This window comes from Candidatus Eisenbacteria bacterium, assembly GCA_018831195.1.
Classification (GTDB): Bacteria; Eisenbacteria; RBG-16-71-46; order CAIMUX01; family JAHJDP01; genus JAHJDP01.
In genome coordinates this window covers 1-19,657 of record JAHJDP010000032.1, presented here as the reverse complement: position 1 = coordinate 19,657, position 19,657 = coordinate 1, and the positions used below count along the sequence as shown (strand labels likewise).

Here is a 19,657-nt window from a genome sequence, read left to right as displayed (position 1 = left end):
TATAAAAACCCCAATCTATCCGACGCCTGGGGACCACTCAGAGTCCTTCACCGAATAGCGGCGGGGTTTCCACAGACGCCTTGGCTCGGGCTTTCTTCCTGCGAGGCGCTTTCTTGCGAGTGGCCTTCTTCTTTGTGGCCTTCTTGCGAGTAGCCTTCTTGCGAGTAGCCTTCTTCTTGGTCGCCTTTTTTCTAGTGGCCTTCTTCCTGGTCACCTTTCTTTTGGTCGCTTTCTTCTTGGTGGCCTTCTTCTTGGTCACCTTTCTTTTCGCGACTTTCCTTTTAGTGACTTTTCTTTTCGCCACTTTTTTCTTGGTCACTTTTTTCGCCACTTTACGGCGAGTGACTTTCTTCTTTGTTGCCTTCTTCGTAGCTTTACGCCTGGCTTTCGCCATGCTTCACTCACCCCCCCTCTTTTGAGGATTGGTTGCTGCCTTGGGGAGAAGCTCCCCTGTTTTCATCCTCCGAAACCAACTGCGACGCCAAATCCAAGATGGCGCTCAGGTCAAACGGCTTGCGAAGGTACCGATCCACACCAAGCCGACGGCATCGATCCTGCGTTTCAGCAGTATCAAAGGCCGTCATGAGGATGATCCGCGTCCTATCCAGGGAAGAGCTTTGTTTCTCTAAAAGATCCAAACCAGACATCCCGGGAAGTTTGTTGTCTAAAATCAGAAGGTCAAACGTATCCCCAGCGTTGAAACGCTTTTGGGCATCCTCCGCGGTTGAAGCCGATTGGATATCGAAACCTCTCTCTCGAAAGGCTTGAACCAACGTCCTCACCAAGAGGCCTTCGTCATCAACGATGAGAACCCGATGAGACACGGTTACCTCCCCACCTCTTACATAAGGCAGAAAGTATGCCATCCGAGAATAAATTTCGGCACATCTGATAACAACTTGAACTTCAACAGGTTACAAATTCGCTGGTTTGAAAAATCAGAAGGCAAGCCGAATACTCTTCAGTTTGTCGTGTATAAGCCGTCCATTTGATGGGCATAATTAACACTGACAATGTAACATTCGTATTATCAAGAAGTTACAGGGTGTATATATATCGGACATGTCTAGTTTTTTGACGGGTCAACGACACGGCCTGATTCGGTGATTCTCTTCAAGCGGTCAAGCAGGCCTTGTCGCGAGAGACCGAGAATGCGCGCGGCGCGGCTTTTATTTCCCTCGACCTGATGCAGGACGTGCAGAATATGTTCCTCGGAAACTTCGCGCAAAGATCGGAGATCGTTAGAGCCTTTTTGATTTTCTCTATTTGATGAATTCGGCGATGAAAGAGGAGGTTTTGTATAAGGTAATAAAACACGCCCGGGTCCCTTGTCCCTCCCCGCCCTTTCCAGCGCGTCAGCCTCCAATGAAATGAGATCGGTTGAGATCATCTGCTGTTTTGTTAAGTCCGTCAGTTCAAGAGGAAGATGGCGTAATTCCAATGTTGTACCTTCCTCCAAAAGAACAATGCGTTCCAGCAGATTTTTCAATTCTCTTACATTACCGGGCCACGGATATTGTAGAAGGGCTTCCCGGGCCTTCGGTGAGATCTGATTAAAATTTTTATGGAATTTGGTATTGAACACCTTAAAAAAGTGCTCCGCGAGAAGAATGATGTCTTCACCGCGTTCTCTAAGGGGCGGAAGGTGCAGACTTACAACCTTGAGCCTGTAAAATAAATCTTTGCGGAATCGGCCTTCATTTAAAAGTGTGGGCAAGTCGGCGTTTGTGGCGGCAATGAGCCGGACATCCACCGCCAGATCCGCGTTCCCACCGACACGTCTGAAGGTCTGATCATCCAGAAATCGGAGAAGTTTCGCTTGTATTCCAAGAGGCAGCTCCCCGACCTCATCCAGCAGCAGCGATCCCTTATCAGAAAGCTCCACTAATCCCCTTTTCAAATGTGTCGCCCCGGTGAAAGCCCCTCTTTCATGACCGAAGAGTTCGTTTTCGAGTAAGGACTCTTGAAAAGCCGAGCAATTCAATTCCATCAGTGGGGAACTACGGCGGGCGCTCTGAAAATGGATGGCTCGTGTCACCAATTCTTTCCCAGTGCCGCTCTCTCCGGTAATTAAGGCTGTCGTGGCATCGGATCGGGCGACTTTTCGCACCAATCCGAGAATCCGCCGGAGCTCCGCACAACGGCCAATGATTCGATCTTTGGCGTATCGCACACGATCACGGCGTTGATAAACTTTGAGTTGCGTTTCCTGTTCCTGGCTGCGCAGAGCCGTTTGAATGGCATGCAGCAGCTCTTCCAATTCGTAGGGCTTCCGTAGAAAATCCTGTGCCCCAAGCTTCATCGCCTGTACGGCGGATTTTGTGTCCCCATACGCGGTGACCATGATCACACGGACGCCGGGATCGGTTCGGAGCATCTCCGGAAGAATCTCCAGACCATTCGCGTCAGGCAGTTTCATATCGAGAACAACCACACGGGGGAGCCAACTCTTGAATGTCTCCAACCCGGATGATCCTGTTGAGGTCGTCTTGACCTCCAGACCTTCATCCTCGAGGACCCGCCGCAAGGATTTCAAAATCAAAGGTTGATCGTCGACAACAAGGACTTTTGCTGGTTTCATCCTGATTTCCTGGATGGTGCGCCCGTGGCGGATCCGTTATTCGATTCAGACGGAACCGGCAAGGAGACTCGGAAGGTAACACCCCCCTGCGCACGGTTTCGCACGTAGATCCTTCCGGAATGTTCTTTGACAATCTGCAAAGTAATGGAAAGCCCGAGACCGGTGCCCGAAGCCCCTTTGCTTGTGAAGAACGGATCAAAGATTTTATCCATCTCCTCTTGCTTGATGCCGCATCCTGTGTCGCTGAAGGCAACCTCCACCGCTTGGCGTGTCCGGTAGCGCCGGCTTGATGTCGTCACCCGGATCACTCCTCCATCGTTGGGGATCGCTTCAATGGCATTGAGCATAATATTCAAGAAAGCCTGACGCAAGGCATCAGGATCCAGAGGGATCCGGGGAAGTGGTGAGGCAAGATCCCTTTTGACCTGGATATTCTTTTGCTCACACTGAAGCGCCGTATTATCGAGGCAACTTTCCAAAACTTCATTCAAATCATGTTCTTCGAATGTTGATGTTTTGGGACGCGCAAATTGAAGCAGGTCGGTTGTGAATTGCTCAATTCGATCCAGTTCGCCGATGGCATCCTCGAGATCTTGCTGGAGTGTCGGATTGTCGAGCTTCCCACCGACATACTGAATCGTCGTTCGGATTCCCGTCAGGGGATTGCGCATCTCATGGGCGATGATAGCGGAGAGATCACCTATGGAACTGAACCGATCAACGCTACGTTGAAATTCCCGTTCCTCAACCGATTCCGAGGCGTCTTGAAAAAGGAATAACCCGCCCTGCAAACGCTTCGCTTTCTCCACCGGCACGAGCCGAGCTTCCAGACTCAACTCTCGCGCTCCACGGCGCACTTGAAGCTCACTTGTGGGAAAAGTGAATAACTCCCAGCAAGGATCCTCCGGACCGAGCCAGGTCCGATCGAGCGGGGTAAAGAGATCAAAGAGCGATTTTCCGATAAACTTTTTCGATGATACGTCGCAGATTTCTTCGGCTTGGCGGTTCATAAAGATGACCCGGCGCCCGAGATCCAAATAGATGAGGCCTGTGTCCAAATGATTAAGAAGCTGAAGAGAATCCTCACAACTCAGAGAACGGTTCGTCCCGAGCATGTACTATGGTTCCTCCTGAGTGGCAACACCAGCATCGCCCGTCCCGGTCAATCGCCAAAGGATAGGCACCTCGCCCCACTCTTCTTGGAATTCACCTTGGGGAAGCGGTGCGAAGAGCCAATGAAGCAAGGCCTCTCTCCCCAATGATTCCAATTCAGGGTAACCAGATCGGTGAATTGTCTCAATACGAATCACATCACCTTCAGGAGAAACCCAAAAACGAAAACGAATAGAAGCTTCGATCCCTTGACGCCGGGCCCAGGCCGGATACTCAGGCAATTCGAGATGACGTAGGGTACGTTGTCCCAGGGGACCCGTGATTCCCGCTGAACTGCCCAACGCGCCCGGCACCCCTTCACCACCGCCGCTGGGCGTGCTGGTCCGGCCCTGGGGCAGTTCCAAGGCGGGCGAGCTTCTGGAAAGAAGCTCTTTCTGAAGCGCATTGAGAATATCTTCATTCCGTTCCGGAGAGACTTCATCCGGTGCGGGCAAAATCATTTCCTCTCCGGAGAGTTCTTGCGGGGCCGCTGCTTCAGCAACGGGTGAAACCGTGGACGCCGATCTATCTTCTTGCGGAATGGGTTGCACTTCCTGAGGGGGAAGCGGCTCCTCGCCTTCTCCCACTCTGGGATCTGTCCGTCCCTGCCCTGATTGCACATCAGTTTTCTCACCGGCGCTTTCTTTCACAAGATCCACGACGAAAGGTGTCTGAATTTGCGGTAATCCGGCTTCAAGTGTGCCGGTTAGCCACCAAAGAATCGCGGTATGGAGCAGGATGGAGCCGGCGATCGGAAGCCAGGGCGTTTTCCGTCGCCGGTCCGGTTTGTACCGGCTTTCATCGATGAGGCATTCCATCACGACCTCCGATGCCTAGCTCTTTGTCTTGGGGCTTGCCGCGATAGCCAACCGCTCGGCGCCCAGTTCACGCGCCACATCCATGATTTCAACGGTGCGTCCGAGGGAAACCTCCGCATCACCCTTCACGATGACCGTGCGTGAGGAGCTCTCCGAAAGAGCCTGCTCCATCTCGGTCCGCAGATTCGACCAGGTGATCTTTCGCTCATTGACAAAGAGCTGATCATCGCGTGTCACCGTGACGACGATTTGCTGGCGTTCTTCCATCTCCGGTTGTGTGACCTCCGGCAGCGTGATCTTGATTCCGGTTTGAAGAATAAACGAGGAAGAGAGCAGAAAGAAGATCAGCAGAAGGAAGATGATATCCGCCATGGCGGTTGATTCCATCCCGGTCAGAAACCGATTTTCTGTCTGGAATTTCATAGCGAATCTCCCGCAACAGAGCTTTTATCGCGGTTCACCGGCTTGTCCTCCCTTTGACCTCCGGTTATGAGGAGGAATACAAGATCCCGGGAACGTTCTTCCATATCAATGATGAGAGTCCGAACCTTTGAGACCAGGTAGTTATGCGCGAAGAAGGTGGGCACGGCGACGGCGAGACCGGCGGCTGTCGTCAACAAGGCCACCCAAATCCCGCCGGCCAGGACACTGGCATTGACATTGCCGCCGAGTTCCTGGATCTGGCGAAAGGCCTTTATCATTCCTAGAACGGTACCCAGGAATCCAAGGAGGGGTGCTCCACCGGCAATGGTTGCCAATCCGCCGATATTCCTTTCCAGGAAACGCGCCTCTCTCTCTCCGGCATCGGTAATCGCCTCTCGTGTCCGTTTCTCACCCAGATTCAGGTGCTTCAATCCTTCGTGAAAAATGGCGGCGAGCGGAGATGGATCCTCTTCACAAATCCGAATCGCCTCACCCAATCTCTCCGGGTAAATTCGACCGCGAATCTTCTGGATGAAGAGTTCATTCTCCTTCCGAACCCGGTGATAGCGGATGAGTCGTTCCAAGATGATAGCCAGAGCGACAATGGAACAGAGGAGAATAGGGATCATGAGGACCCCGCCCTTGAGAATCAATTCCATAATTCAGGTCTCCCGCTTTTTAGTGTGAACCAAACTTCGATTAAAAGTATAAATCCCAACCCAAATGATAGGATCTTTGGGATCCATCGACGAAGGTCCATCGTTTCGCTGGATCATTCATTATATTATTCACACGAAACCAAAACCGCCCAATAGATCCCATGAAACGACCGAGCTCCAAGGTCGCTGTCATCCATTCCGGCAAAGATTCCTCGTTATCCTGCGGCGTCTCGCCCCATCCCTCCACAGTCAGTCCGGCGGTATAGGGACCCCATCCTGATGTCGCCGTCAGTTTAACCCACAAGGGAGGCTGAAAGGTTATCACCTCGCTATTGATATCCCCGTCCCCAGCTCCATCATGGAAGAATCCGGCGGCAAGCTCGAAGCTATGCCGCTTGCCCGCCGGTGAGCTCCAAACAACACGGCCATCTCCAATCCAACGGCCTTGCGTTGTGACGGGAAGATAGAAACCGCTGATCTCATCCTCAATCCAAGTTCTGGGCGATCGCAACCGCCGGAGAGCCGCTTCCGCGCGCAACCGCCAACCCGCAGATTCCCAATCTCCGCCGATTTTGAAGGCCGGCAATTCCAAAGTCGATTCACGGTGCAGGTCTTGGACAGCATAATCACGATTCAGACTTTCCTCCCACCAGGGGTCGAGTTGAACACGGGAAACAACCTCCGACCAGAGGATCATCCGATGCGGTCTCAAACTCCACCGCGCGAGGATATGTGGGGAGAGGAAGACCCGCTCCTGATCCCAAAGTCCTTGGACTCCCAACCAGAGATCAAGATCCGCCGATTCAGCGATCCAGGTTCCGGCCTGAGCCTCCCCCAAGCTCCGCCAAGGGGCCCAGGAATGGTTTGGATCTTCAAAAAGCGCCGAAGCGGGATAAACTTCGTTCCTCCCCGATTGTTCCGACCAGATGCCTTTGCCCCATAATGAAAATTCCGGCCGGCGGAGTTCCGGGTGTGAAGATTTTAGGCTGTAATCCCAGCGAAGCTCGGTTGAAGCCCAATGGGATGCCTCCATATTATTCATGGATTCAAAGCCGGCGCCCTCAAACTGAAGAGCCAATCCTGAATGATGCCCGAACCGGTCGTATCCGAATCGCGTACCGGTGAATCTCTGCGGACCTTTAACATGAAGCGCCGGCAAATCCCAATCGGACCGGCGGGCGGAAAATTCACCCCGCAAACTCCACCGATCCTGCGGCCAAAACCCGCGCGCCGCTTGGTATTTGACCGAGAGGGCGCGCCGATTTGTATCAGGCACCGGATCCTCCGCCCATTCCCCACGGGCATCCAAACGCCAGGCGGTGTCTTTCCCGCCGGCCGTTATGAAACGGAGACCGGCATCGGGCAGCGGTCCCCCGCGGCATTCTAAAAATGACCGGGGCCTTGATGCCGCGGCCGGGACGGACGGGTGGAGTTGAAACGGCCGCTGGCGAAGCCAGTTTAGAACCGGATGCGGCGGATTAGAAATCTGCGGCCGCCCTAAAGGCGAGAGTTCCAGTGAGGGCTGGTCCGCCTCGAGATGCCGGCCACCGACAATGAGTGAAAGGTCTTCTCCGCGAACGACAACCTCCGGCAACTCAAAGGGAAGACGCTCTTGCGGATTGGGAATCGCCGTATCCAATGAGTCATTTTGTGAAACGTCGGGAGTCTGGCCCAATGAGATCTGCGGGAAAAGAGTCAGCAAAAGGCAGATGAAGGCGAGCGAAACCCATCCGCAACCGGCCGTCGCTTTTCGCAGACACCCCAATGGCTTCGTTTCGCATCCACTCTTATGGCGAGTCATTTTGTGATCCGTCTTTGACATCTCTCTTCTCATTTTTTGGAGCGCCGGACCAGGTTTGGACCTGGCGGCGGCGGATACCCGCCTCTTCCCGTATGGCGTCACCGACATTCAATGTTAAAACACGATCATATTCCTCCAAGGCCGCATCCCACCGCTCCAGCTTCTCCAGCGCATCCGCTCGTCGCAGGCGAGCCATGGCTTCCCAAAGAGCTTCTTCGGGCGGATTCTTCAAGAAGCGGCTGAGAACCTCCTGGGCTTCATCCCATCGCTCCATCTGAAAGAAAGATTCTCCGATCCAATAGAGAGATCGAAAGGGCTTGGCCAGGGCGCCGGCGGAGTCGGCGCGTTGATAAGCCGCTATTGATTCCGGCCAATTCTTTAACTGGAATTGCAGATACCCGATCCGGGCCAGAGATTGGATCCGCACCGTATCCGTCGGGGCGGTGTCGACGGTCTCCTGCCAGGCCGTAACCGCCGGCTCGAGTCTCTCTAACCCTTCATAAGCCTGAGCCAGGAGGAAAGAAACCCGCCAACGATCCGCAACCGGAATTTCCAAGCCCCTCAGCTCTTCCAGCAGGCGGACAACCTCGCGGGGCTGCCCGGCCTTTAAGTACAAGCCAGCTGCATCCAGCCAGAGTTTTCCCCGGTGGGCCGGATCGCTGAGACGCCCCGCCGCCTCCCAATGGTAGGCCGCCTGCGAACCATGTCCCAATCGTTCCTGAGTCCGAGCGCTGCCGATATGGCTCCGCGCTTGCAGGGCCGGGATAAGATCATCCCTGGCCAGGAGGGCCTTGTATGCCGAGGCCGCCTTTTCGAGCATCCCCTCCTCCAGATAGCCGTCGGCGATCCGCAGATGACGTTCACCCAGGCGCGAAAGCTCCGGAAAAGTCTGCAAAACATCGTCAATGAAACGGGCGGCTTCATCCCATTTCTTACGGAGCACAAGAATGTTATACACACCGTCAGCCGCCGCGGCTCGGATGGCGATTGGCGCCTTGTCTTTTTGGAGCAGGCTTCTGTAATCATCAAGGGCTTGATCTTGGTTTCCACCATTGTACAAGGCATCGGCTGCGCCGAGATCGGCCGCCGTGCGGAGTGAATCGCTCAGCACGATCCGTTGTGAAGCGTCGCGAAACATTCTCTCAGCGTCGCCGAACTGACTCGCGGCAAACCAGGCGGCGCCGGCCCAATAGGCCGAAAGCGCGGCGATGGTCCGCTGGTCGGAGGAGGCCGCTAGACCCTCCCACAAGCGGGCGGCCTCGGCCGGCCGATCCCGGCGCAGCAGGAGGCGTCCCTGGCGGAAGCGGGCTTCGTCCTCCATGGGAGTTCCTGCTCCCATCCGCGCCGCCGCTTCATAGGAATCCCAGGCGGCATCCCATTCCCTCAGATTTGACAGGGAGTGACCCCGCCGGATGGCCGCATCCACCGATTGCGGAGAGGCAAGACCGGCGGCGATCGCCGCGCCAAAATAATCCGCCGCCTCCCGGAAGCGTCCTTTGACATAGGCGCACCACCCCAGCCCATATTGTGCAGCCGCTTTGTTAAACCCCGTTCGCAGTGCCATCCCATACGAATCTTCGGCCTCCTGAAAGCGCCCCAGCCTATAGTAAGCCTCCGCTTTCCAGAAGGCGGCCTCCGGCTGGCGGGATGATCCGGGGAAACGTTTTTGGAGATCGCCCAAGACCCGGGTTCCCTCACCCCATCTTTGAAGATCCAGGGCGGTCACCGCCCATCGCCAGAGCAGATCCTCAGGGGGGTCTTTCACGAGAAGGGCCGCTTGACGGTAGGATGCCAGGGCCTCCTGATTCTGATCCAAACGCCGCCGGGCATCACCAAGCAGCAAGAGCGCCTGGAGTTGCAGGGAATCGGGATGATGCCTTTGAAGCGAGAGATCGAGGGCGCTGAAAACGTCTTGGTATTGTCCAAGCTGAAAGTATATAAAACCTCGTGTGTATGACCAGGACCATTGCAGATCTTCCGGGAGAGGCGCTTCGTTTCCATTTAAGAGCTGCAGCGCGCCGGAAAGATCACCCTGCCTATACATTGCCAAGGCCATTCCATAAATGTCCCGTGCCTCTCCTTCAGCGGGAATCAACGCTGCTGATTCATAATGAAGCTTGGCCTGATCCAAATCGCCCTCACGAAGATGCAGCCACCCCAATACCGCATGTCCCTTGGCGATCCAAACAGAAGGCGGCGGCGCCTGCGTTCGGAGCAGGGCGTTAAAAGCCGACATCGCTTGGGGCCAATCTTCCAGCGAAAGGGAAGCAATTCCTAAAATGTAAAATCCCCTGGGATCTCTGGCGGAAGGCGCTGAGATGGCCGCGTCCCGGCTCCACGGCTCCAATACGCGGCACGCCTCTTCCGGGCGGTTCCCGGCAAGCTCCAACTCCCCCAAATCCAACCGGATCGCGTCCTCCATCATCGGGGCCATAGAGGGGTCCGCCAACGAAGCTGGTGAATCTGACGTCAATAAGAACTCAAGAACGGTCCGTGCCGCTGTCGTGTCCCCCTCCATTCTTTGAATCCAAGCCAGACTGCGTCCCGCAATCCAGCGGAGACGCGCATCCTCCGCCTGTCGAAAAACCCGCTCGAATCCTTCCGCCGCCGCAACCGGCTCTTGGCTGCGGAAGAGAGCCTCGGCCCGGCAGATTTCGGCCGTCATGATAAGGGTGTCCGAGGGATAGTGTTGAATGAACTCTCTAAAAAGTTCGGCCGCCTTTTCCCAGTTTTCCAGATGCAGCGCTGTCTCGGCCCGCAGAAAATGTTCACCCCGGGAGAAAGGCAGGCGTTCCGATTCGGCCTCCCCGTCGAAAAGGAGGGACAATGTCGGATAGAGTTCCTGCTCTCTTCGCAGAGAAAGATCCCATCCCCACGTTGGGGATAGGAAACCCGGCGCCGGGGGAAGCGCATCCGATTCCAGGAGGGTGAGACCGGCCACCCCCGTGAGGGTGTTGGGCGTCGGAGCCGTGAAATCATTCAGATCAGGCGGATTGAATAGCTGCGGCGGAACGGGTAGCTGGTAGAGTTCATTCTCTGAGAAATTAGCAGAATAGTTACTTTTCGCCGCCCCCGGCAGAGGCCAATAGGCCAAAATATTGGCTGCCAAACAGAGGACGGCCATAAGAAAGGTCGCCGAGAGATTGGCAGGAAACCTTCGGTGCATCTTTCCTTCCATGGATGGACCGATAATGCCGGATGATCCTTGTCGCCAAGGGAACGCGGCATAGGGAACGATCGGTCAGGTTGATCAACGGGGCGTTGAGACCTTTCCTTCCGGGCCCACACTCACCTACCGCGATTCTGTCCTTGGGTTCCCGGTTCGGCTGATTCGCGGTGACATCACTTCGTTGAGCTTAGCACGCCCAACGGAGATCTCCAGTACAACCAGGATTCGATGATGACCCATCCAAATTCCACGGCCTGCGCCGGAAGCGGGACGGAAAATCCTTCAACCGTTGAAACGTCATGCTCTTCCCAGGCCGGAGTGGACGCACCCGATGGGGACTGATAAACTGCCACTCCATGGAGACACTTTCAACCCAGGTATCAACAATGGCATGGGCGCCCCTTTGGACACCATGGCGCATGCCATACATTCTTGAGAACAAGAGCCACAGCGGCTGTCTGTTCTGCCGGCTTCTTGAAGCATCCCAGGATCCAACCTACATCCTACGTAAAGGAAAGTCTGTCTTTCTGATCCTCAATACTTACCCCTATACCGCCGGCCATATCATGGCGATCCCCTACCGGCATGCCGCCTCCTTGGGATCATTGGGACCGGAAGAGCTCGAGGAGTTGCTTTCCTTTGCAGCCCGTGGAGAAAAAGCCCTGATTAGGGCCTATGGATGTTCCCTCATCCATGGCGGTATTAATGTGGGACGCTGCGCCGGCGCCGGAGTCGAGGGACACGTTCACATTCATCTTGTTCCCCGGCGGGATGGGGATCTCGAGCGATCGTATCAAAACTCCCACCGGCAGACGCCGGTGGAAGCCCTGGAAACAACCTACTCCCGTCTCGATGAAGCCCTGAAGCAGGATGGGTGGCCCTCCTCATGACGCCGACAAAGCCACTGAAAATCGTTCTTGTCGCCGGCGCCCGGCCGAATTTTATGAAGGTCGGCCCCCTGGTGAACGCGATGAAGGGCTCGACCCTTCTAGAACCCTATCTGGTTCATACAGGACAACATTACGATCGTGAAATGAGCCAGCTCTTCTTCGACGAGCTGCATCTCCCGGAACCTGACCGCTCCCTCGGTATCGGCAGCGGCTCGCACGCCCAACAAACAGCCCGGATCATGGAGAGCTTTGAGACCGTTCTGCTGGAAGAGAAGCCGGCGGCCGTTGTTCTGGTCGGTGATGTGAATTCCACCGTGGCCGGGGCATTGGTGGCGTCAAAGCTGCGCATTCCAGTGGCGCATGTCGAGGCGGGTCTCCGCAGTTATGACAGGACAATGCCTGAGGAAATCAATCGAATCGTCACCGATCAGTTGAGTGACTGGCTGTTCATTCCTTCGATGGAGGCTGAGGACAACCTCTTGAAGGAGGGCATCGCGAAAAGCCGGATCTATTTTGTCGGGAATATCATGATCGATACGCTGGTTCGTTTTCTTCCCTTAACCGACACTGCGCAAATTTTAAAGCAACTCGGTCTTGATGCAGGATCTTATACATTAGTAACATTGCATCGTCCCTCCAATGTCGACGAGCCTGACCGGCTGGATGGAATTCTGGAGGCTCTGGCGGCCGTGGCCGCAGAGATTCCCGTCGTCTTTCCGGTGCACCCGCGCACGCGGTCCCGAATAATCGATGCCGGGTGGGAGCAGAGGATTGAGAGCCTTCCCGGATTTCGACTTCTGCAGCCTCTGGGATATTTGGATTTCATGGCGTTGCAGCGTCATGCTCGTCTCGCTCTCACCGACTCCGGCGGAATCCAGGAAGAGACAACGCATCTGCGGGTTCCCTGTCTCACCTTCCGTCCCAACACGGAACGCCCCATCACGATCTCCATGGGGACCAATCGGTTGCTGGGGGAGGATCCCCGTAAAATCCTCCCCGCGGTTCGGGAGATCCTGAAACAGCCCTATCCCCCACAGGCCGAGGATCCCCCCTTATGGGACGGGAAAACCGCTCCACGCATTGTTAAAGTATTGGAAGAGAGCCTGGCCGGCTCGGGCGGGAATTGATGAGCGCGGGGTCTCCGATCCGCATTGGCATGCTGTTGGACCATCCCTTCCCCCCCGATCCCCGCGTCGCGCAAGAAGGCCGCTCACTCGTCGAGGATGGACAAGAGGTTCATCTCTTTTGTGTCGATTGGGCCGGTCAGCCAAAGCGGGAGCGGGTGGACGGAATTGAGGTTCACCGGTACAGTATGTCAAAGACCTTTCACAATAAGGCCGGCGCCCTATCCCTTACTCTTCCGCTCTACACCGCATGGTTTCGGAGGCGTCTGGCGTCGTTTTTAAAGCAGCACAGAATAGAAGCCTTGCACATTCACGATTTGCCGCTGGCGGCTGTCGGATGGCAGGCGGCGCGCGCGCATGGCATCCCCTTGATACTCGATCTGCATGAGAATTATCCGGCGGCCTTGCGAACCTATGGATATGCCCGGAGTTTTCTGGGCCGATTATTGATTTGGCCTTCCGCCTGGGAGCGTTTTGAAAAGAGGATGGTCCATTCCGCCGATCATATCGTCGTCGTTATCGAGGAAGCGCGGGATCGGATCATGTCACTCGCGGTTCCCAATGAAAGAATATCGGTTGTGCCCAACACCGTCGATCTGGAGACATTTTTAAAGTTCAGTCTTGATGCTGAACTCATAAGCCGGATGCCCGCCGATCGGTACCGCATTCTTTATACCGGCGGATTCGACGAGCATCGCGGTCTCGATACGGCGGTGAAGGCGATGGCCTTGGCCGTTCACGGGGAGGAGACTTCCAAGGTGCACCTTGAGATGACATTGGTGGGCACCGGCCGCAACCGGGCCGCGCTCGAGAGATTGGCGGAGAACCTCAGCGTGGCGGATCACCTCCGTTTTGAGGGATGGCAGCCCTATACAACCTTCCCCTCCTATATCGCCGCTTCCCATGTCGGTCTCATACCCCATCTCAAGACGCCTCACACCGATTCAACGATTCCGCACAAACTTTTCCATTATATGTGTCTCGGCCGGCCGGTCATTGTCACCAACTGCAGGCCCCTGGAGCGCATTGTTAAAGAGACCGGCGCCGGGCTGGTTGTACCCCACTCCCACCCTGAAGCAATGGCGTCGGCGATCCATAAATTGAAAGATCCGGCTCTCAGGAAGGAGATGGGTGAACGCGGCCGCAAGGCTGTGCAGGAGCACTACCATTGGAGCCGTACGATTGACCCGCTGTTGCAACTTTATAGAAAGATCGCTCTTAAAAGAAATCCGCGGGAGCCGGTCCTATGAAACTTCGCGACCTCCTTAAGAAGCTGACGCAACAAGGCGCTGTCTATGGTGTCGGCGAAATGGCCGGGCGCGCCGCCGGCTTCCTCATGATACCGATCTATACGGCCGTGCTGATCACCGAAGATTTCGGGCGATTGCAGGTTCTCTTTGTCATGCATCAGATGGGGCAGATGACGGCCGATCTCGGTTTTATGGCCGCCTTTATGCGATGGTACGGCCTGGCTAAGACCGATGAAGAGCGGAAAAATACGGTGGTGACCATCTCCGCCGGTCTTCTCGCGGCGACCCTCCTGGCAAGCGGTTTACTCGCAAGTCTCGCTTCCCCGATGGCCAAGCTCTTTCTCACATCGACTATTTATACCCGTTACGTACAACTGGTGGCCCTCTCGTTGGGTCTTCGTGTCCTCTCGACGATGGCCAATACATACCTGCGATTGCGGGAACGTCCCGTTCTGTACGCTTTTTTCAGTCTTGGCAGGACCCTCTTGAGTCTCGCCCTTGTTCTCTTTTTTGTCCTTGTACAAAAACAGGGTATCTGGGGTGTTTTGGTCGGTGAAGCCATCGCCAACGCCGCCGCCCTCATTGTCGCCATTTTCATACTGCTGCCTGAACTGAGAGGGAAATTCATCCCCAGCTACCTTGTCGAGTTCCTGAATTACGGCCTCCCCTTTGTCCTGGTGAATCTCGGCGCCTTTGCCCTGCTGTCAACCGATAAGCTCATTCTCTCGGGCAAGGGTCTTGTTTCTGAAACCGGTCTTTACGCTCTTGGGGGGAAACTGGGCATCGCCTTGAATGTCGGGATTATCTGGCCTTTCACGTTGGTATGGACACCGACAATGTTCAGCATCGCGCGGGAGGAGACCGAAGAAGAGGCCCAACGGCTTTTCGCCAAAATCTTTACCTATATGGCGGGGTTGCTCCTATGGGCGGGTTTGGGATTGGGGCTTCTGGCGCCTGAGATTATTGACCTCGTTTCTCCGCCGGAATACGCGAGCGCCGCCCTTGTGGCGCCTTTTTTGATTCTTTCGTATGTCATTTACGGTTTTTACAGAAACTTCCAGGTCGGATTAAACATCTTGGGTAAGAGCCGCCGGCTGGCCAGCTCTTTTCTCATCGCGGCCTCCCTGAATCTCATCCTCAATCTGATCCTGATCCCCCACTATGGAATGATCGGGGCGGCCGTGGCGACTCTCATTTCATATACGGTGATGGCGGGATTGGTCCTTCAAGCGTCGCAACGCCACTATCCAATTCCTTATGAATGGTGGCGCGTCGGCAAGCTGATCCTGCTTACCCTTGGGTTATACATTGCAGGCCGGTGGCTCTCTCCGGCTCCCGGATATGTCCTCTCCCAATTCGTTGTTAAGGCGGCGCTGCTGCTGATCTTCCCGATCGGCGTGATGACCCTCGGCGTGCTGACTCCCGGCGAGCGCCGCCGTCTCGTTGGGCGCCTTAGGCGGAGCCGCGCCGCCAAAAAACGGGAACCAGGAGCAGAAGAAGAGTAACCCCCATCGCCGCCTTGGAAAGCTGCCGCGCCCGGCTTCGATTCTTTTCCACCGCCGTCATGATAACTTCATGATGCCCCTGCGGCACCTCGACCGCCCGTAGGATATGATTCACCGTATGGATCGGCGCCTCAATCCCATCGATCTCCGCCTTCCAGCCCGGCGGATAGGCGATCTCGCTGTAGACCAGCAGGCCCTCTCCGGCCGTCTCCACCTCCGCGTCAACGATAAGCTTGTGTTCGCTCCACTCCCGGAGCGTAGCCGACCCACCGGCCCGCGATCCCGACTTCAGCTCCGAATCCAACGGGATCAGCGCGGTATCAAAGGGCTTGAAGCCGGGTTGCATCATCCCATCCAATACCGCCCGGGCATCGGGCAGCGCATCCACCTTCTGCACAAACCAAACCCTGGGTAACTCAATTTCCCGTTCATAGACCTTTCGCGACCCATTGTGGACAAGCTTGAAACCGGGAACATCGGCAGCGGTGCCGGAGACAAAGAAGCGGGTTTGCAGCATATCAAGGACAGGCAGTGTCTGCAGACCGCCCGCTTCCATCACATCTTTATAGGCGCGCAACTTCGCCGGCTGGTACCCCATGAGAGACTGAAGCCCGAAAGCCGCATGGCGGTTGCTGGTTGATTCATCAAGCGGCAGAAAACGGAAGAGTTCATCGACATCGACAAGATATTGCAAGGCGCTGTCGATCTGAACTGTTTTTTCGAAGGTCGCTTTCGGTTCGAGCTTCTGGAACCGTTTTCCAACGACCCAAACATCACCGACAAGAAGGACACCGCATAGAACGACCGCCCAATACCCGGGAAGAAGCCGCCGCCGGCGCAGAATCAGGATGGCGCCGAGCAGGGTGAGCAGAAAAAGTGACCGTCCGACACCAACAACAAACATCTCGGCCCGCCGGTTCTGCAATGCGGGAATGACGGATGGATTGAAACGCTGGGCATCACCCACCTTCTGAAACCATCCCACTCCACCGTGATTCGAAGCCTTCATCGAATCGGTGATGCCGGGGCCCGCCGCCAACCAAAGGATGAAGAGGATGCCGAGCGCCACCGTGGTTAAGAGAATCCACCGGTACCGGTCCTTGGGAGCTTTGCCTTTCGTTTTGCCTTTGGACTTTTCCTGTCTCTCCGCACGGGGCGGCATGATGCCCTCGCCCTGAATCAGGCGAAGCCCGGCCCCGACCAACGGCAGAACCAATAACGGCAAAAAGGCATAGATCATGGATGGGACACGGAATTTGTTAAAGAACGGCAAAATGAGAAACAGGGGCCGGTAGAGCACCGGCACGATGCGCCCGAAACCGATGATCAACACGACGAGGGCCAACCCCGCCCAGATCCACAACCGGCGATCGCGGAGAGAAAGCAGGGCCAAGAGAGAAAGGGCGATCGCCATCAGACCGAAATAGTGGGTCGATTGCGTGAACGGCATCTCGCCCCAATAGGTCGCCCCTTCCAGACCAAACCATTCCGGGACAAGGAAGGAGGGCAGCTCTTTCGGATGGAAAGACCAGGCCGTCGCATAATCCCAGGAGGTGCCGCCGGCGACATCTTCTTCAGTGGCGAAGGCGCCGGGTGTTCCGCGCTCTGAGTAGGGAGTGTATTCCCGGACACTCGTGATGGGATCCAGCAGCATCACACCGGCAAGCATTCCGGCGAGCAGAACCATCCCCAGACCGAACAGCCAGCCCTTTCGCCCCCAGGCCGGCGGTCGCAGCCAGATCAATCCGGCGATGGCGTAGAGCGCGGCCAGCAATAGAGCGTAATAGGCAATTTGGGGATGACGCGTCCAGCCGAGAAGAGCGAGGGCGAGGGCGAGGAGCGCGGCGGCCCGGATCCGTGGTTTGCGCAACATCTCTTCGACGGCAAGGAAGAGCAGGGGGACGTGATAGAGGGCTCGCAGCTTGGTGCTGTGGCCGGCCTGAATGACACCCGCCATATAGGGTGTGAGGACGAAGAGCAGTGATCCCGCGGCGGCGGCGGGCGGTGAAAAGCCGAGCCGGATCCCGAAAATGTATAAGGAGAAACCGCCCAACAGCATCGCGAGAAAATACCGGATCCCGCGGTAATCGGCAAAGGGGCTGATCACGAGATCAAAGAGATGGTGCCAAGCCGCCGGAGTGTAGATGAAGGAGCCATAGGAAGGCATGCCGGCGAAGATGGCGGGACACCAGAGCGGGATCGTACCGAGCTCTACTTCGGCCTGTTTGGCCCATTGCCCCAGAGGTTGGGCCATCTGGGTATCGGGCGCCAACGGTTCATAATTTTTCAACACCATCGCCGCGTGAAAAATCATTGGAACAAGAATCAAAGCCAGGAGCCATGGCCCATGCCGCCGCAGTCCGCTCCAATGGTCCCCTGTCCTGTTTGTCTTGTTTGCCTTCCCCGCCATTCTGACCTCCAATCATGATCCCGCTGGCCTCCTCCCGCCGCGCCTGTTAGCCTTGAGCGGGGTGCCAGGAGGCTTTAAGCCTGAGAATGAGAAATTACCGCAAAACTTCAAGAGGATACAGATGAAACGGGTTCTTATGATCGCCTACTACTTCCCCCCTTCGGGTGGATCAGGCGTTCAGCGCCCTCTGAAATTTGTAAAATATCTTCCACGGAATGGGTGGCAGCCGGTTGTATTGACCGTTCCGGAAAACTCGGCCTTTCCCGCCCGGGACGAGAAACTGGCCGCCGATATCCCGGAAGGAACCGAGATCTATCGCGTCAGGATCCTGGAACCCCATACCCTCTACAGCCGCCTGACCGGGCGGTCGTCGGGATCGGCGACCGATGTCGAAACGGTGGCCCGCTGGGATAGGCTGCCGCTTCAAGCCCGAATCATGAGCCGCATCCGGGCGACCTTCTTTGTCCCCGACGCCCGGATCGGTTGGTATCCTTTCGCCGTACGAGCGGCGTTGAAAATTCACCGGGCCAACCCCTTTGATGTGGTTTTCTCTACCGGTCCTCCTTTTACAAATCACCTCATCGGCCGTGCCGTGGCGCGTAAAATCGGCCGGCCCTGGGTCGCCGATTACCGCGATCCCTGGACCCGCGCCGTCTTTTATCCGAACCGTCCCGGTCTTGTCCGCGCATGGGACCGCCGACTCGAGGGACGCTGCCTTCGCGACGCCTCGATGAACATCGTCGTTTCACCGGCAATGATCGACGAGTTCATCAAAGACCACTCGGGCCTGAATGAATCCGATTTCGCCCTGATTCCCAATGGTTTTGATCCCGATGATTTCGCCGGTATCGAACCGCCAAAGGAAAGGGCCTTAACCATTGTTCATTCGGGCTCTCTCTTCGCCAACCGCCGGCCGGATCTCTTTTTTGATGCCGTGCGGGATCTCTTGGCCGGCGACCCCCGCTGCCGTGAGGATTTGCGATTGGTTTTCATCGGACGGTTGGACGCCGAGACCCGATCCATTCTACAGAGTCCCCCCATATCGTCTATTGTACAAGATGAGGGCTATTGCTCCCATGCCGAGGCCGTGCGGTGGCTCCGCCGCGGCCAGATCCTGCTGCTTCCCGTCGGCGCGGGCCCCGAGGTGAGGGGTCTGGCCACCGGCAAGATCTTCGAGTACCTCGCCGCCGGCCCCCCGATTTTGACGATCGGCACGCCCGGCGAGGCGGCTCGCATCACCGAGGAGACCGGCACCGGCTGGGTCCTGAATCCTCAAGATAAACGGGGCATGAAAGCCCTTCTTCAGAACGCCCTAAAAACCCATCGCGAGGGCCGGATGCTGCAAACCGATCGCCGCGAGGATGCGATTGAAAACTACAGCCGGGCAGCCTTGACGAAACGCCTGGCGCAATTATTGGAATCGGTTACTTCGGGCCGTCATGATTGAGATCAAAGTCCGCCGCCGGACGCATCCGCACATCTCCCCGGTATGCCGGCTCTTCGCACTCCGCTGAGATCCTCAATCCTAATGTATAAATAACTCCGCCCGGCGCATCGCCTTCGCAGCGCATTCTCATTTGATGTACAATGCCGCGGTGATGCACGGAGCAAAGTGTAATGAGATTGTCGGGTTCGTCGGACCCGCCCCGCGCGCGGGGTATGATGTGGTGAACTTCCAGGCTGCGGCGGGATGAACATCCCGGCGCGGCGCATTGCCATCCGTCACGTTCCAAAATCTTATATTCGGTCGCTTCGCGGACAAGCCGGTCGTCATCCCAAACCTCGAAGAATCTCTGGAGTACATAGAGCAAGGTCTCCCAGGGCTGAAGGGGGCGGCCCGCTTCTATTTCTGTGAGCGTGCGGGCCTTGAACCAG

General features: G+C 56.3%; 16 protein-coding genes. 5 read left to right on the top strand and 11 right to left on the bottom strand.

Going from position 1 to position 19,657, the window contains the following annotated elements; all coding sequences use genetic code 11:
• Positions 1 to 37: 37 nt before the first annotated feature.
• The 9 genes from KJ970_06055 to KJ970_06015 form a co-directional block, all read right to left on the bottom strand.
• A complete protein-coding gene (locus tag KJ970_06055; GenBank protein MBU2690474.1) occupies positions 38 to 394 on the bottom strand; it encodes a hypothetical protein in 357 nt (118 codons plus the stop codon).
• A gap of 7 nt (positions 395 to 401) precedes the next feature.
• Positions 402 to 824, bottom strand: coding sequence for a response regulator (locus KJ970_06050; GenBank protein ID MBU2690473.1), 423 nt, complete (start codon positions 822 to 824; stop codon positions 402 to 404).
• 242 nt (positions 825 to 1,066) lie between these two features.
• A complete protein-coding gene (locus KJ970_06045; GenBank protein MBU2690472.1) occupies positions 1,067 to 2,581 on the bottom strand; it encodes a sigma-54 dependent transcriptional regulator in 1,515 nt (504 codons plus the stop codon).
• On the bottom strand, positions 2,578 to 3,696 hold the full coding sequence (locus KJ970_06040; protein ID MBU2690471.1) for a PAS domain-containing protein: 1,119 nt from the start codon (positions 3,694 to 3,696) through the stop codon (positions 2,578 to 2,580). Before KJ970_06040 ends, KJ970_06045 begins: the two co-directional genes overlap by 4 nt.
• A 3-nt stretch (positions 3,697 to 3,699) precedes the next feature.
• Positions 3,700 to 4,551: a TonB family protein gene (locus KJ970_06035; GenBank protein MBU2690470.1), complete on the bottom strand. Its 852-nt coding sequence runs from the start codon at positions 4,549 to 4,551 to the stop codon at positions 3,700 to 3,702.
• A gap of 15 nt (positions 4,552 to 4,566) precedes the next feature.
• The gene (locus tag KJ970_06030) at positions 4,567 to 4,974 is read right to left on the bottom strand and encodes a biopolymer transporter ExbD (GenBank protein MBU2690469.1); all 408 of its coding nucleotides are present in this window, start codon (positions 4,972 to 4,974) and stop codon (positions 4,567 to 4,569) included.
• A complete protein-coding gene (locus KJ970_06025) occupies positions 4,971 to 5,633 on the bottom strand; it encodes a MotA/TolQ/ExbB proton channel family protein (GenBank protein MBU2690468.1) in 663 nt (220 codons plus the stop codon). Before KJ970_06025 ends, KJ970_06030 begins: the two co-directional genes overlap by 4 nt.
• A 40-nt stretch (positions 5,634 to 5,673) precedes the next feature.
• Positions 5,674 to 7,455, bottom strand: coding sequence for a hypothetical protein (locus KJ970_06020; protein MBU2690467.1), 1,782 nt, complete (start codon positions 7,453 to 7,455; stop codon positions 5,674 to 5,676).
• On the bottom strand, positions 7,421 to 10,600 hold the full coding sequence (locus KJ970_06015; GenBank protein ID MBU2690466.1) for a tetratricopeptide repeat protein: 3,180 nt from the start codon (positions 10,598 to 10,600) through the stop codon (positions 7,421 to 7,423). The genes KJ970_06020 and KJ970_06015 overlap by 35 nt, the downstream gene beginning before the upstream one ends.
• Positions 10,601 to 11,022: 422 nt before the next feature.
• Between KJ970_06015 and KJ970_06010 the strand changes: the two genes are divergently transcribed.
• The 4 genes from KJ970_06010 to KJ970_05995 are packed head-to-tail and all read left to right on the top strand — an operon-like array spanning position 11,023 to position 15,372.
• Positions 11,023 to 11,493, top strand: a complete 471-nt coding sequence (locus KJ970_06010) for an HIT domain-containing protein (protein MBU2690465.1) — start codon at positions 11,023 to 11,025, stop codon at positions 11,491 to 11,493.
• A complete protein-coding gene (gene wecB, locus KJ970_06005; protein MBU2690464.1) occupies positions 11,490 to 12,620 on the top strand; it encodes a UDP-N-acetylglucosamine 2-epimerase (non-hydrolyzing) in 1,131 nt (376 codons plus the stop codon). The genes KJ970_06010 and wecB overlap by 4 nt, the downstream gene beginning before the upstream one ends.
• Positions 12,620 to 13,867 (top strand): glycosyltransferase family 4 protein, encoded by a 1,248-nt coding sequence (locus tag KJ970_06000; GenBank protein MBU2690463.1) that lies wholly within the window; start codon positions 12,620 to 12,622, stop codon positions 13,865 to 13,867. Before wecB ends, KJ970_06000 begins: the two co-directional genes overlap by 1 nt.
• Complete coding sequence (locus KJ970_05995; GenBank protein ID MBU2690462.1) at positions 13,864 to 15,372, top strand: lipopolysaccharide biosynthesis protein; 1,509 nt, start codon at positions 13,864 to 13,866, stop codon at positions 15,370 to 15,372. The genes KJ970_06000 and KJ970_05995 overlap by 4 nt, the downstream gene beginning before the upstream one ends.
• Here KJ970_05995 and KJ970_05990 read toward each other — a convergent pair.
• Complete coding sequence (locus KJ970_05990) at positions 15,320 to 17,782, bottom strand: YfhO family protein (protein ID MBU2690461.1); 2,463 nt, start codon at positions 17,780 to 17,782, stop codon at positions 15,320 to 15,322. The genes KJ970_05995 and KJ970_05990 overlap by 53 nt on opposite strands.
• 121 nt (positions 17,783 to 17,903) lie before the next feature.
• On the opposite strand from KJ970_05990, the gene KJ970_05985 reads away from it, so the two are divergent.
• Positions 17,904 to 19,229 (top strand): glycosyltransferase family 4 protein, encoded by a 1,326-nt coding sequence (locus KJ970_05985; GenBank protein MBU2690460.1) that lies wholly within the window; start codon positions 17,904 to 17,906, stop codon positions 19,227 to 19,229.
• On the opposite strand, the gene KJ970_05980 is transcribed toward KJ970_05985, so the two are convergent.
• On the bottom strand, positions 19,207 to 19,657 hold a 451-nt coding region (locus KJ970_05980), incomplete at its 5' end, for an HNH endonuclease (GenBank protein ID MBU2690459.1). The genes KJ970_05985 and KJ970_05980 overlap by 23 nt on opposite strands.

Bases quoted from the DNA above. Each gene is read 5' to 3' on its own strand.
- KJ970_06055 (MBU2690474.1), bottom strand. From the start codon at position 394: ATGGCGAAAGCCAGGCGTAAAGCTACGAAGAAGGCAACAAAGAAGAAA.
- KJ970_06045 (MBU2690472.1), bottom strand. From the start codon at position 2,581: ATGAAACCAGCAAAAGTCCTTGTTGTCGACGATCAACCTTTGATTTTG.
- KJ970_06040 (MBU2690471.1), bottom strand. From the start codon at position 3,696: ATGCTCGGGACGAACCGTTCTCTGAGTTGTGAGGATTCTCTTCAGCTT.
- KJ970_06035 (MBU2690470.1), bottom strand. From the start codon at position 4,551: ATGGAATGCCTCATCGATGAAAGCCGGTACAAACCGGACCGGCGACGG.
- KJ970_06030 (MBU2690469.1), bottom strand. From the start codon at position 4,974: ATGAAATTCCAGACAGAAAATCGGTTTCTGACCGGGATGGAATCAACC.
- KJ970_06025 (MBU2690468.1), bottom strand. From the start codon at position 5,633: ATGGAATTGATTCTCAAGGGCGGGGTCCTCATGATCCCTATTCTCCTC.
- KJ970_06020 (MBU2690467.1), bottom strand. From the start codon at position 7,455: ATGTCAAAGACGGATCACAAAATGACTCGCCATAAGAGTGGATGCGAA.
- KJ970_06015 (MBU2690466.1), bottom strand. From the start codon at position 10,600: ATGCACCGAAGGTTTCCTGCCAATCTCTCGGCGACCTTTCTTATGGCC.
- KJ970_06010 (MBU2690465.1), top strand. From the start codon at position 11,023: ATGCCATACATTCTTGAGAACAAGAGCCACAGCGGCTGTCTGTTCTGC.
- wecB (MBU2690464.1), top strand. From the start codon at position 11,490: ATGACGCCGACAAAGCCACTGAAAATCGTTCTTGTCGCCGGCGCCCGG.
- KJ970_06000 (MBU2690463.1), top strand. From the start codon at position 12,620: ATGAGCGCGGGGTCTCCGATCCGCATTGGCATGCTGTTGGACCATCCC.
- KJ970_05995 (MBU2690462.1), top strand. From the start codon at position 13,864: ATGAAACTTCGCGACCTCCTTAAGAAGCTGACGCAACAAGGCGCTGTC.
- KJ970_05990 (MBU2690461.1), bottom strand. From the start codon at position 17,782: ATGGCGGGGAAGGCAAACAAGACAAACAGGACAGGGGACCATTGGAGC.
- KJ970_05985 (MBU2690460.1), top strand. From the start codon at position 17,904: ATGAAACGGGTTCTTATGATCGCCTACTACTTCCCCCCTTCGGGTGGA.